At 61.5% G+C, this 12,169-nt stretch carries 10 protein-coding genes and 1 other RNA gene; 3 read left to right on the top strand and 8 right to left on the bottom strand.

Going from position 1 to position 12,169, the window contains the following annotated elements:
* The first annotated feature begins 246 nt into the window (after positions 1–246).
* The gene (locus tag HS053_RS02520; RefSeq protein WP_174209601.1) at positions 247–2,694 is read left to right on the top strand and encodes an SIR2 family protein; all 2,448 of its coding nucleotides are present in this window, start codon (positions 247–249) and stop codon (positions 2,692–2,694) included.
* A gap of 92 nt (positions 2,695–2,786) precedes the next feature.
* Here HS053_RS02520 and HS053_RS02515 read toward each other — a convergent pair whose 3' ends face one another.
* From HS053_RS02515 to HS053_RS02490, 6 genes are all read right to left on the bottom strand, one after another.
* On the bottom strand, positions 2,787–4,568 hold the full coding sequence (locus HS053_RS02515) for a phage terminase large subunit family protein (protein ID WP_174209600.1): 1,782 nt from the start codon (positions 4,566–4,568) through the stop codon (positions 2,787–2,789).
* Positions 4,555–5,055, bottom strand: coding sequence for a DNA packaging protein (locus tag HS053_RS02510; protein WP_174209599.1), 501 nt, complete (start codon positions 5,053–5,055; stop codon positions 4,555–4,557). The genes HS053_RS02515 and HS053_RS02510 overlap by 14 nt, the downstream gene beginning before the upstream one ends.
* A gap of 62 nt (positions 5,056–5,117) precedes the next feature.
* Entirely contained in the window at positions 5,118–5,378 is a 261-nt protein-coding gene (locus tag HS053_RS02505; RefSeq protein ID WP_174209598.1) for a helix-turn-helix domain-containing protein, read from the bottom strand.
* A 31-nt stretch (positions 5,379–5,409) separates the two neighbouring features.
* Positions 5,410–6,375 carry a helix-turn-helix domain-containing protein gene (locus HS053_RS02500; RefSeq protein ID WP_174209597.1) on the bottom strand — a complete coding sequence of 322 codons (966 nt, stop codon included), beginning with the start codon at positions 6,373–6,375 and terminating at the stop codon, positions 5,410–5,412.
* A 178-nt stretch (positions 6,376–6,553) separates the two neighbouring features.
* Positions 6,554–6,650: signal recognition particle sRNA small type (gene ffs, locus HS053_RS02495), an RNA gene on the bottom strand.
* Between the two features lie 71 nt (positions 6,651–6,721).
* Complete coding sequence (locus HS053_RS02490) at positions 6,722–7,276, bottom strand: TetR/AcrR family transcriptional regulator (RefSeq protein WP_174209596.1); 555 nt, start codon at positions 7,274–7,276, stop codon at positions 6,722–6,724.
* Positions 7,277–7,384: 108 nt separating this feature from the next.
* Here HS053_RS02490 and HS053_RS02485 point away from each other — a divergent pair, with 108 nt between their 5' ends.
* On the top strand, positions 7,385–8,245 hold the full coding sequence (locus tag HS053_RS02485; RefSeq protein ID WP_174209595.1) for an alpha/beta hydrolase family protein: 861 nt from the start codon (positions 7,385–7,387) through the stop codon (positions 8,243–8,245).
* A gap of 24 nt (positions 8,246–8,269) precedes the next feature.
* Positions 8,270–9,652 carry a M24 family metallopeptidase gene (locus tag HS053_RS02480; RefSeq protein WP_174209594.1) on the top strand — a complete coding sequence of 461 codons (1,383 nt, stop codon included), beginning with the start codon at positions 8,270–8,272 and terminating at the stop codon, positions 9,650–9,652.
* On the opposite strand, the gene HS053_RS02475 is transcribed toward HS053_RS02480, so the two are convergent.
* Positions 9,649–10,278 (bottom strand): HAD family hydrolase, encoded by a 630-nt coding sequence (locus HS053_RS02475; protein WP_174209593.1) that lies wholly within the window; start codon positions 10,276–10,278, stop codon positions 9,649–9,651. The genes HS053_RS02480 and HS053_RS02475 overlap by 4 nt on opposite strands.
* A gap of 39 nt (positions 10,279–10,317) precedes the next feature.
* Positions 10,318–12,120 carry a 5'-nucleotidase C-terminal domain-containing protein gene (locus HS053_RS02470; RefSeq protein WP_174209592.1) on the bottom strand — a complete coding sequence of 601 codons (1,803 nt, stop codon included), beginning with the start codon at positions 12,118–12,120 and terminating at the stop codon, positions 10,318–10,320.
* Positions 12,121–12,169: the final 49 nt, after the last annotated feature.

The following is a 12,169-nucleotide window of genomic DNA, read 5'->3' as shown; positions in this document are numbered from 1 at the left end:
ACGCTCGCTCATGATCCCTCCCCACAAGTCGGGAGCTTGAATCATGCCGCGAGCCGACACTCAAGTGAATTTATGGGTCCTGACCCTAACACCCATTCTCAACGCGCCACTTTACGTCTCAACCGAACTCGACCACTATGGTAAAGATCGATCATTCTGGCCGATCATGCAACACGACCAATATTCCCAAACGAACGAGCGCGGTCTGCTAAAGGTTCTCACCCCTTGTCAACGAGGCTAAACATAGTGTCTGAAAACTTCAAAGATGCGCTTGAGAAAGCCGGCAACGGAAAAGCAATATTGTTTTGTGGCGCGGGGGCGTCCCTAGACTCTTTGGGGTTCAATCTAGAGGAACTTCCAGCGGCCAATCCCCTGCTGAGAAAGTTTAATGAACACTTGGGAAGGAATTTCTCAAAGATTCAAATAGCAGCTTCCAAAGTGGCGGACCAATCTATTCGTGACTACTTTAAGATCATCACGGAATGCTTCAAAGTGAAATCGGTGTCTGATGACATGGTGAGCATCATGTCATTCCCTTGGCAGCGCGTATACTCGACCAATTATGATGACAGTGTGGAACTTGCGTGTGCAAAAATTGCAAAGAAGTGCCAAACTCTTACCGCTAAAGATAAACCCACAGATATCCTAGAAGATCGCATTCCAATCATTCACTTACACGGATTTGTGAACCATTTTCGCATCGACACTATTCGTGAAGAATGCATCTTGGACTATGGTTCCAATGTCGCAAATTCGGTTTACGAAGGTCCTTGGGCCACAGAACTTAAGAACGACATTTCTACAGCTGACATTGTGGTGTTTTTAGGATATTCACTATACGATCCAGAAATCGCAAAACTAACTCTTCAAGGTGGAAACTCAAAGAGCAAGATCTTCTTTATAAACCATAGAATTGAAGACGAAGAATTGATTTATATGCAAGAGCGTTTCGGCACTCCGGTCAACATTGAAAAGGATGGTCTTGCAAGAACCATTATTGATCTACCTGTTGGTACTGACGTTACCCAACGGAGATACATCTGCTTTCGCCCATCGAAGGATTTTAGTGTTACACACAGGGTAATCAATTATGAAGACCTAAGCGATTTGTTCCTATTCGGGCGCGTTCAGGACGATGTACTTCAGGCAGATATTGTTTCAGGCCAATCGAATTATATTATCTGTCCGTCAGACGTAGAAAAGGTAAAATCTGAACTGAAAAACGGGAAGAACCTAATTTCGCTATACTCCCCGCTCGGCCATGGGAAGACCGTCCTTACCAAAATCTTGACCGCCGAATTAGGGAAGACTTACGAAGTATTTCTGGCCATAAGAAACCAAGACGAGTTCATGGAAGAGGTGCGCTCAATAATCACGAACTTCAGTACTCCAATTTTCATTCTTGATGACTACTACAAATACTCACGTCATCACAAAGAGCTTTCTAAGCTCTCGCCCAAGGATGCCATTTTCATTTTCACTTCACGACTGAGCGTACACGAAATTCGAAAGGAAGAGTTATCATCGCAGTTTTTGAACCATGAAGTGGTTGATATTAGAATAGGCCACCTTTCCGAAGTTGACGCTGAAGCACTTGTCCCGTTGATCAACCAAGCTGGCATGTGGGGAAACATGTCCGACTTCCCCAGTGAAAAGAAGGCGAAGGCGCTTCTTTCCGTCACTGAAAATGGGTTCCAAGCCAACTTTGCAGACATCCTAGTGGGATTGATGAGTTCCAGCGAGATGATTGGCCGGATCAAGAAGGAACTTGAAATTCTGAAGGGAGTTTCTTCAGACGCCTACAGTGCGGTACTTCTCTCTATGTATCTTGAGTTCACAAACAACCATATTGACGAGTTTATTATTGATCAAGCTATGAAGTTTGATCTCGCCAATTTAAACTCTACTGACGAAGTGGCAAATATATTTAGGCTATTCTTCTCACCTTCTGGTGGGACGGGCGGATACTTCAAGGGTTCCATTTTCGCCAAATATGCAATGGAGAAAATTTGTGTTCCGGAGGATATTATTAGTACAATAGAACAGGCTGCCAATAATCTCGCCAACAGCCGCCCTTTGTTTCCGGAAGTCAAGCTTGTCCTAGTTGACCTTCTGCGGTTCAATTACCTTAAAGTCATCGCTGGCAAGGATCACTCTAGACTTAAGAGAATATCGAAACTTTACTCAAATCTATCGTCGAATTCAAATCTTAACAGTGACGATTTGTTTTGGAATGCATTCGGCATGAGTGAAAGATCACTTAGCAATTTTGACTCTGCCGTTAAGCACTTTAGGACAAGCATCAGTTATGCAAAGCTCCGTGGGCCAAACTATGTTCCGTATCACGCCCAGAATCAGTTGATTGTTTGTCTTCTTGAGCGCGCGACAACACTTGAAATTGATACCTCAACTGCATTTACCAATCTTGGTGAAGTTCTAAGCTTGCTGACTCTTCAAGCTGACGATGAAAGAACCCATGGGCGCGGGCAAGCGTTTGCATGGCACAAAGAACTTATTGCTTTCCTGGAGATTTATAAATCAAAGTTTGATGGCGGTCAGAGAGCCTTGATGAACGCACAGATTCAAAAGTATGTGTCATTCATAGTCCGCAACGTTTCTGGTTGGGAGAGTAGAACCGAAGCGGCACTTACGGTTCGGAAGTTACAGTCTTTCATTGCCAATAACCCGGCATGAAGAGCTTTTTGAGGTGTGCTGCGGTAGGTTAGGGGTAATGGCATGGATTTCCACCGAACTAAGGGAACTTTCCTTTTCATCGTGTTGCCTTGCTACCGTCGCTGCATCCAGCTTGACGCAAGCACCGGCGCGCGCTTCGGCGCGGGCGCGGCTTCGGTCGAAAGGTCTGCCCGGCGCTGGTCATAGTCCAGATTGAGCAACGCCCGCGCAGCGAAGGCATAGACCACACAGTCAAGCGCCTCTGCCCGCCGCCCCGGAATCCGAACGAAGCTGCGCGCCGGCTGACCTCGCGTGTAGCGCACCACAGACCGTTCGGACGCAAGTTGTTCAAACCAGACCGGGGGCAGATCGGCCGAAAACCGGAAGCTGCCCGCCTGCGCCAGCCGCCCGAACAGTTGCTGCTTCACCGTGTCCACGCCGATGATCCACAAGCGCGCGCCCGTCTTGGTGGTCGATCCTGCCCGTTCGATCATTGGACGATTGCCGGGCGCGCCCTTGATCGCCAGCACCTTGCGCCGCGTCCGGGGCGTGGCAAAGGCGGTGACGTGGTGCATGGAAACCCCGTCGCCTGCGTCAATCGCGCAGGCGTCCACCCCGATCTTGCCGCCAAGCGCATGGGGTAAGCGGGCACCGATCAGCCCGTCCAGTTCGACCCAAGTTTCTTCGGCGTCATACTGCCCCCAGATCACCCGATGCCCAAGCACAAGCGCCACACCGCCTTCGGTCCAGCCAAGATAGGTGACTTCAAGACGGTCGTGTTGAACGTCCACGCCAACCGTCAAGGCCAGCACTTCGGCGGGGACAGCGGCAAGTCCGAAAGGTTCGGCGCGGGCCATCAGCTCATCTTCAGCCAGCTCATCCCCGGCGCTGCGCCAGCCTTGGCCAAGGATCGTGTTGACGAAGGTTTGCAGCGTGGTCGGATCGTCTTTCGCCTGGACGAATTCCACGGCCAGCTTGCCCCAAGCGGCGTTGGTGTGAAGGCTGATCAGGGCGTTCATGCGGAACCCCGCATGGCCCCGGACTTCGGGCCGTGTGGCGCGCCACCGGCCAGCCGCGACCATTTCGGGCTTGTGTCGTTCCGATACCGCTGAGGCGCAATGCGGGCACCGCCAGCGGGCCGTTTCGGGTGCGCCTGCATCCCAGACAATATCGGGCCACAGAAGTTCACTCATGGTCCTACATTCGGGACACGGCACTTCATAGATTCGGGCGTCGGATTGAGCATAGGCGCGCAAAACATGGCTGGTTTCATCGTGAACAGGGGTGCTGCCCAGAACGATCTTGCGGTCGGGAAATGACATGGTGCGGCGTTCGGCCAAGAGGATTGGCGACCCTTCAGCGGTCGATTCCATGCCGTCGGCTTCATCCATGAACAAAACCCTGACGTTGTGACGGCGCAGGTTGCGGGGTGCCTTCGCCGCGACCACTTTCAACGATCCGCCGGGGAAGCGGCGCGACAGAAGCGTGTTGCGCCCGGACTCGTCCTGTTCATCCGACAGGGAAGCGGCAAGCGCCGGGGAAGCCCCGAAGATCGGTTCGATATCTGACACCATGTAGTCGCGACAATCGGCTTCAGCGGGCAGAAGGCAGAGGATAGGCGCGGGTTCATTGGCGACGAAGGACGCAAGGGCGCTGGTCAAGAGCGTGGTGAACCCCACCCGGACGGGCTTCACCAGAGTCACCCGTTCGATTTCAGCGTCGCCTATTGCGTCGGCAATCTCGCGCTGAAACGGCCAAAGGCGAACCGGACCGGGCAAAGCGGACACCCCGTCGGGCAGCACGATTTCCCGTTCGATCCATTCCGACAGGCGCAGGCGCGGCGGGGGGATCAGGGCGCGCAGCGCCTGCTTCGTGATCTGGTCAAGCGTCGGCATTGCCAAGTTCCTGCAAGGCGTCGCGCAATTCGCGGTCGATCATCGTCACGTCGCTGGTGGTCAGATGCTGCATGGACTGGCGCAGCCGGGAAGGCACCGCCAGAAGCCGGGATCGAAGGGCGCGCAGGGTATCGGACCACGCCCGTTCCACGTCGCTTGCCGGGACGTATTCGCCGCGCAGGACGGCGTTCTTCAGGGCCTGCGCGTCGGCCTGTTCCCGTGCCAGCCGCGCCCGTTCGCTGGTCAGGTTCAACACCTGTTCTTCGCCGCCGCGCCCGCTTGCCGTCTCGCGCAGGCTGGCGATGTAACGGCGGGTGCTTTCTTCAAGGTCATAAGCGTCATGACCAAGACGAAGGACGATATCCCGCTTGCCAAGGGTGGTCAGCATCCCCGGCGTGATGCCGAACAGGTCGCAAAGGTCGGAACCGCCAATGCGATGGACGGGCTTGTCGCCCCCCAGCCCCGGCAGTTCCGACATGATCCGCATCTTTTAACCCCTTGTAAATTATTGCGTAGCTTCAAGCATCGCGCCTCTGCCCCCCGTATAGGTCAGGGCCGGGAAGGACCCAAAGTCGGCAAAGGGCGGTCGATCAAGGCAAGGTGCACCGGCTTGCCGCGCTTACCGAGATTGCCAATGGTCAGCCAACCCGCCTGTTCCAACTGGTTCAGTGCCCGCTTCGTGGTTCGCGGCGACACACACAACGCCTTAGCGAGTGCGTCGATATCCGGGGCGCGGGTATTGCCTAGGAAGTCGCTGATCAGCACCGCGCCCGGAACGCGCGCAGCCGGGGACAGGCCACGGTCATACATCACGGCTCGAAGCCATCTGTCCTTCGCTTGCTCAAACATTGGCCCGGCCCTCCATCTTGCGGGAAAAAACGCGCGCCCATTTCTCGGCCAAGCTGACTTCAAACCGATCACCGTCACGACGCGGCGGTAGGGTGCAGGGCACCGCCCAACCATCCGCGCCGCTTGTCGGCCCGATCTCGGCCAGTGTCGGAAACCCATGACTCGTAAGCCAATCGTTCCAAGCTGCTTCAGCGTTACCGCAGCGCTTGATCGTGAAAAGGACACCAGTCCATTTTTCGGGTGCCGTCGCCCGGTCGTAAGAAGTCCAGTCCATCCGTCCAGAAGATCGCTTCGAAAGATCGGCTTCTGATAGCTGGCCAGCCCTTTGGATCTTCTTTGGATCAGCCTTTATATGGGAAGGTGCAGCCTTGCCCCCTTTTCCGCGCATAACTGCCCCCTTTTCCGTTGCCCTTTCGCGGATACAAACGGGTGCAGGCTTGCCCCCCTTTTTGTGCTTCGTGGTTGGTGCCTGTGCCGCTTTCGGGCGGTCATGGCCGGACGCTTCCGGCCCCTTCGGGCAGATCATCGGCACCACGTTGTTGCCGCCCAGAAAGAAGATTTCAGACCGATTCCCGCGCCCGCGTCCTTCGGTCTTGATCAGCCATCCCGCCGCCGCCAGATCGCGTAGGGCGCGCTTGATGGTATCGACAGACGTAGCAAGGGCATCGGCCAAGGTGTCGGTGCCGGGCGCGCAATGCGCCGTCTCATGGTGCGAAAACTGCGTTGCGAGAACATGGGCGAGAAGCCGGGCCATGGGCGACAGATCAGGGTCACCCGTGATCGCTTTGAGCCATCCCCAGCGGGCACGGTTCCAGTTGCCGTTCTGATCAACACGCCTTCCAAGGATCGGTGCATCGGCGCTTCCGTATTCAGCACCGTCAAATCGGTTGGACAAACGCCGATTTTCGCCATTGTTTTCAATGGTGCCAGTTGGCAGGGTTGGACAAGCTAAGTCCATTAATATTGCAAGAGAAGTGCCCTTCCCTACGGGCTGCCACTTTCCTGAACAAGTCAAACTGCATAAAGCACCTTCCGCGTTGCGCGAAGGGCTGTTCTCGTAGGCTTTGCGCCGAACAGGCCAAGGTAACCGTCTGATTTCGCAGCGGGTTCCCTGGCGGTCATCTGTCGGGTGATGGGGTGAGAGGCTGGACAACGACCCAAGCGGGGCTCGTTACGGCTGCTTCCTTCCGGACCTGACCGGGTTGGCGAGGTGCCTGCCCGCGCCAACCTCTCGACTGTCGATATAGTCGGGGGGCGGGGCGGGTGCAAGGGTGGGTTTCAGCGCAATTCGGGAGAACCGGCGGTCATGGGAACAGGCGGGCGGGCAATCCGCGCAACACGCCCGAGTCGCGGCGCAGCCGGGCGAGGGTCCAGCCGCCCTGAAAGCTCATCAGCAGGGTTTCGGCGGCATCGCGGGCGGCGGCCCGGGGCAGGCCCAGCCGGACCCCTTCGGCGGCGGCCGCCGCGATGATCCGCTCAAAGGCCGCCGCTGCATGGGCGCGGAAATCGCCCGCTTCAGGCCCCTCGAACATCAGGCCGGAAATCGGGCAGGCATCGGCGCTGTCGAGAATATCGAAAAGCCGCGCCATCTTGTGGCAGAAGGTCGTCGCCCCCCCCTGCCAGTTTTCCGCGCCGGCAAAGGCTTCGCCGGTGATCCGCACCAGTTCGGCCGCAGTCAGGTCCACGGCGGCGCGGGCAAGGTCGGCCTTGCCTTGCGGAAAGTGGTGGTAGAGCGAGCCTTTGGGCACCCCCGCCCCGGCCAGAATCGCGGCAAGGCCGGTGCCGTGATAGCCCTGCTGCCGGAAGAGCCGCGCGGCGGTGGTCACAAGCTTGTCGCGGGTGGTGGCATCTTCCTGCATTGCGCCAGCCTAGCGTGGCGGGGCGCGCGGCGAAAGGGGCCGGGGCCACTAGACCGATTGGTCTATATCTGCTATTAGACCAATCGGTCCAATCCGCAGGAGACGCCGATGCAGATGCAGCCCATCCTCCCGCCGCCCGAAGACATCACCATTGCCGCCGAGGGCGCCGCCCTGCGCGGGCGGCTGTTTCTGCCGCGCGGACGGGCCCGCGCCTCGGTCGTGCTGCATGGGGCGAGCGGGGTTCCGGCGGGGTTCTACCGTGCCTTTGCCACCTGGCTGGCAGAGGAGCGCGACCTGGCGGTGCTGACCTATGATTACCGCGGATTTGCCGCTTCGGCGCAGAGCCATCCGCGGCAGTCGCGGGCGAGCATGGCCGATTGGGGGCTGCGCGATCAGGCCGCGGCGCTGGACTGGATGGCGACGCGGCTGCCCGACAGCCCGCGCTGGGTGATCGGCCATTCACTGGGCGGGCTTTGGATGGCGCATCATCCCGGCATGGCGGGGGTGGAGCGGGTGATCACCGTCGGCTCCGGCCTTGCCCATGTCAGCGACCACCCGCTGCGCTATCGCTGGCGGGCCGAGATCTTCTGGCGCGGGCCGGTGCCGGTGATTGCGCGGGCTTTGGGCTATCTGCCGGGGCGGGCGCTGGGCATGGGGCTGGACCTGCCGTTGCAGGTCTATCTTGACTGGCGGCGCTGGTGCCTGAGCCGCGACTGGAATGCGCGCGATTTCGGCACGCGCCTGCCGTTGCCCGACCCGTCGCGCGTACGCGCCCGGATGCGGATGATTGCGGTGGCAGATGACGATCTGGTCACCCAGCCCGCCGTCTGGCGGCTGATGGCGCGCTATCCCGAGGCGTATAAGCGGCAGTTGGTACTGCACCCTGCCCAATATGGGCTACATCGGGTCGGCCATCTGGATGCCTTCAACCGGAAGAATGCGGTTCTTTGGCCGGCGATCATCGACTAACCTTCCCGAAAAGCGGAGGGGACGATGGCGCAACTGATCCGTATCGACTGGCCGGATTTCGGCACACCCGATCTGCCGCCCGACCTGACCCTGCCCGAGATGGAGGCGCGGCTGGCCGCCTTTCGCCGGGTCGGGGCCTTGGCCGGGCATGAGGTGCTGGTGGTCTATGGCGACCGCGAACACAGCGCCAACCTGCACTGGCTGACCGGCTTTGATCCGCGCTTTGAAGAGGCCGTGCTGGTGGTGACGCCCGATGACGCGCTGCTGCTGGCCGGGAATGAATGCCTGCCCTACACCGGGATTTCGCCGCTGGTGCAATCGGGAGCCATCGGGGTGGGGCATTGTTCCAGCCTGTCCCTGCCGTCGCAGCCGCGCGGCGGGCGCGGGCTGGCAAGCTGGCTGGATCAGATTGTTCCGGCGGGCGCCAGCGTGGGCGTAGCCGGGTGGAAATGGTTTGAGGCAGGCGAGCTGCCCCCCGGCGCCGATCCGGCGCTTGCGCTGGATGTGCCCGCCTTTCTGGCCGATCCGCTGCGCGCCCGCGCCGGGCGGGTGGCCAATGCCACGCCGCTGCTGATGCATCCGGCCTATGGGCTGCGCGCACGGGTAGATGCCGCCGAAATCGCCCGGCTGGAGTTTTCCAACCATATGGCGGCCAAGGCCCTGCGCCGGATGGTCTTTTCCCTGCGCGAAGGAATGCGCGACTTTGAGGCGTTCGAGGCGGCGCGGGTGGGCGGCCTGCCGCTGGGCTGCCATCCGACCTTTGCCACCGGCAGTCGCGCCGAACAGGGCCTGTCGGGGCCGACGGGCGAGGTGCTGCGCCTTGGCTCGCCCATCAGCTTCAACATCTGCCACTGGGGCTCGAACATATGCCGTGCGGGATGGCTGGCGCTGGGGCCGGGCGATTTGCCGGTTGCAGCGCAAGACTATCTCGAAGCTTTCGTGCTGCCCTATGTCGCCGCGATGTCGGACTGGTGCGCGCTGATGCAGCCGGGGGTCTCCGGGGGGGCGGTCTGGCAGGCGATGCAGGACGCGCTGCCCTTCGCGCGGTTTGGCATCACGCTCAACCCCGGGCATCTGATCGGGCTGGACGAATGGATGTCGTCGCCGATTGCCGAGGGGTCGGAGGTGCCGCTCGCCTCGGGGATGGCGATGCAGATGGATGTGATCCCCGGTCATGCCACCTATGGCTCAACCCGGATGGAAGACGGCTATGTCCTCGCCGATGCCGGGCTGCGCGCCGCGCTGGTGCAGGGTTTCCCCGAAGTGGCGGCGCGGATCGCCGCCCGCAGCCGCTTCATGCGCGAGGTGATCGGCATGGAGGTGCCCGAAACCCTGCTGCCACTGGCCGATACCTGCGGCATCGTCGCGCCCTGGCTGCTGGACCCGGCGCAGGTCGTGGCGCTTTAGATCGGCAACCCGGCCAGCCGGGCGCCTTCGATCAGGTCGCCCGCCAGATGATGCGCCCAACGCCCTTCGCTGGGCACGACATCGGGCACCTGCACCACGCGGCATCCGGCGCGAAAGGCCGCTTCGGCCCCCGTCTCGCTGTCTTCGAACACCAGACAGCGGGCCGGGTCCACCCCCAGAAGGCGGGCGGCCAGAAGATAGGGCTCGGGCGCGGGTTTAGGCGCCGTCACATCGTCATAGGTCACGATATGGGCAAAGGCGCCGGCGATGCCCGCCACGCCCAGCTTGTGATCCGCCTCGCGGCGGCGTGACGAGGTGACGATGGCCATGGGCCGCAGCCGCGCCGCCAGCAACACATCCGCCCCGGGCTTCAGCGGCAACCCCTGCGCCACCTTGTCCAGAAACGCCCCGTGCCACAGCGGATGCAGCGCCGCCTGGTCCAGCGTCGGCAGCGCCTCGGCAATCAGCCGCCCGGCGGTGGGCAGGTCTTTGCCGACCAGCCCATGCATGAAACCTTCGCTGACCGGGTGGCCCAGTTCGGCAAAGGCCGCCATCCCTGCCGCCATGGCAAGGCTCTCGGTATCGACCAGCGTTCCGTCGAGGTCGAAAAGAAGGGCGTCGAACATCGGCAGGCTCCGCACTGGGGTCGCCCCGGCAATAGCCGATCAAAGATGCAGGCGAAAGCGATGAAATCCCCCCGGCGCCGGTCCCAACGGCTCGATCGCGGCATCGGGCGCAACGGCGCCTGCCGCGCTGTCGAACAGCGCCGTGGTTCCGGGCAGCGGGCGAAAGGACCAGCCGGGCCCGGCATGGGGCGCAACATGTCCCGCAGCCGCAAGATGGGCGCGCATGACATCGCGCAGACCGGCGCCGCTGGCTTCGGTCAGAACCGCCCCCGGGGGCACCGGAAACCCGCCGCCGCCCCCGGCGCGGTGGCTGCTGGTCACCAGAACCAGCCGCTCTTCGGGCATCAGCACCCGTCCGTTCAGAACCAACGCGCCGATCCGTGATGCCCCCGGATTGGCAATGCCGCCGCAGGCGTTGAAGCGGGCGGGGGCGGAAAGGTCAATCTCATAGGCCAGACCCGGCACCACATCGAAGGTAAAGGCCGGAACGTCCCGGTCGATCAGCGGTGCATCGCGCTGGCCCGGGATCAGTTGCACAAACAGGCTCGCCGCCCGCTCAAGCCAATCGCGCAGGCCGCGGGCGGTCATGTCCAGCGCGACGATCCGGTCGGGATGCGGGAAGAAATCGCTCAGATGCCGCAGACGCAACGGCCCGGGCGGAATATCGGTGTAATTTTCAGGCCCGCCGCGTCCGCCCACCCGCGCGGGCGCCACCGCAGCCAGCACGGGTGTCAGCAGGGGCGCATCCGTCTGGCCCAGCCGCGATGCGACATGGCCCACCATCGCCGCCGCCGCCAGATTCAGCATGGCCGAGGGCCGCACCAGCGCGAAATGGCTGTCGATCCGCACCGAGGTCTCGCCGATCACCTCTGCCGCCCGCGCCCGCAACCCCTGATAGGATGGCCCGGCGACGGCCACGATCTGCGGGTCATCGGCCACATCCGCCGCAAGCCTGCCGCTGTCATCGCGCCGCGCCACGGCGCGCAGCCCGGCCCGGCGGCCCACCACCTGCCAGCATCCGCCCTGCCGCGCCAGCGTCAGGTCAATCACCCCAAGATGCGACCCATGCGCCCCCGGAAGCACCAGCGGTACCGGGCTTGCCGCGCCTTCAGGCGGAAAAACCTCGTGGCTGTGCCCGGCGATAACGGCATCCACCCCGGGAAGGCCAAGGATCGCTCGGGCCGCATGTTCGCCCACCCCGTCCGGCGCGGTTCCGGCCGGCTCCAGCCCGGAATGCGCCAGCGCCACCACCACATCGGCCCCCGCCGCCCGCAGCCGGGCGGCCTCGTCCCGCACCGTGGCCCGCATTTCAGAAACCGTCACGGCTTCGCCCAGATGGTGCCGCTCCCAAAGCGCGGTCTGCGGCGGCAGAACCGAGGTGACACCGATCCGCAGCGGATGCACCTGCCCCGTCTCGTCCGGCAGGCTGCGCTCCACGATAAGACCGGGCCGGTGCAGCGGGCGTCCCTCGGCATCGCAGAGATTGGCCGACAGCACCGGAAACTCGGCATCTGCCAGACTGTCGTGCAGAAAGGCACGGCCAAGGCTGAATTCATGGTTGCCCAGACCAACGGCATCATAGCGCAGGCTGTTCATCGCGGCGATCATCGGATGGGGCGCCCCCGGCGCGACCGACCCGCGCTGCGCCAGATCTTCGGACAGCGGGCCGCCGGTCAGAAAATCGCCATTGTCGAGCAGGACCGACACCGCCACCTCTGCCCGCGCCGCAGCGATCAGCCCGGCCAGCCGCGACAGGCCAACCCCTTCGGCAGGCAGGTCGGAATGATGATCCCAAGGCAGCAACTGGCAATGCAGGTCGCTGGTGGCCAAGAGGCGAAGCACGGGCGCGTCAGGGGGCGTTCCCTGCGGGTCTGGGCGACCGATAATGCCA

This window comes from Tabrizicola fusiformis (genome assembly GCF_013328815.1).
Classification (GTDB): Bacteria; Pseudomonadota; Alphaproteobacteria; order Rhodobacterales; family Rhodobacteraceae; genus Fuscibacter.
Note: the sequence above shows the minus strand (reverse complement) of the source record. Positions and strands in the feature narration are given on the sequence as shown.

Coding starts and splice junctions, on each gene's coding strand:
- HS053_RS02480 (WP_174209594.1), top strand. CDS start 8,270: ATGGCGCAACTGATCCGTATCGACTGGCCGGATTTCGGCACACCCGAT.
- HS053_RS02500 (WP_174209597.1), bottom strand. CDS start 6,375: ATGGACTTAGCTTGTCCAACCCTGCCAACTGGCACCATTGAAAACAAT.
- HS053_RS02505 (WP_174209598.1), bottom strand. CDS start 5,378: ATGTATGACCGTGGCCTGTCCCCGGCTGCGCGCGTTCCGGGCGCGGTG.
- HS053_RS02515 (WP_174209600.1), bottom strand. CDS start 4,568: ATGCCGACGCTTGACCAGATCACGAAGCAGGCGCTGCGCGCCCTGATC.
- HS053_RS02490 (WP_174209596.1), bottom strand. CDS start 7,276: ATGCAGGAAGATGCCACCACCCGCGACAAGCTTGTGACCACCGCCGCG.
- HS053_RS02510 (WP_174209599.1), bottom strand. CDS start 5,055: ATGCGGATCATGTCGGAACTGCCGGGGCTGGGGGGCGACAAGCCCGTC.
- HS053_RS02485 (WP_174209595.1), top strand. CDS start 7,385: ATGCAGATGCAGCCCATCCTCCCGCCGCCCGAAGACATCACCATTGCC.
- HS053_RS02475 (WP_174209593.1), bottom strand. CDS start 10,278: ATGTTCGACGCCCTTCTTTTCGACCTCGACGGAACGCTGGTCGATACC.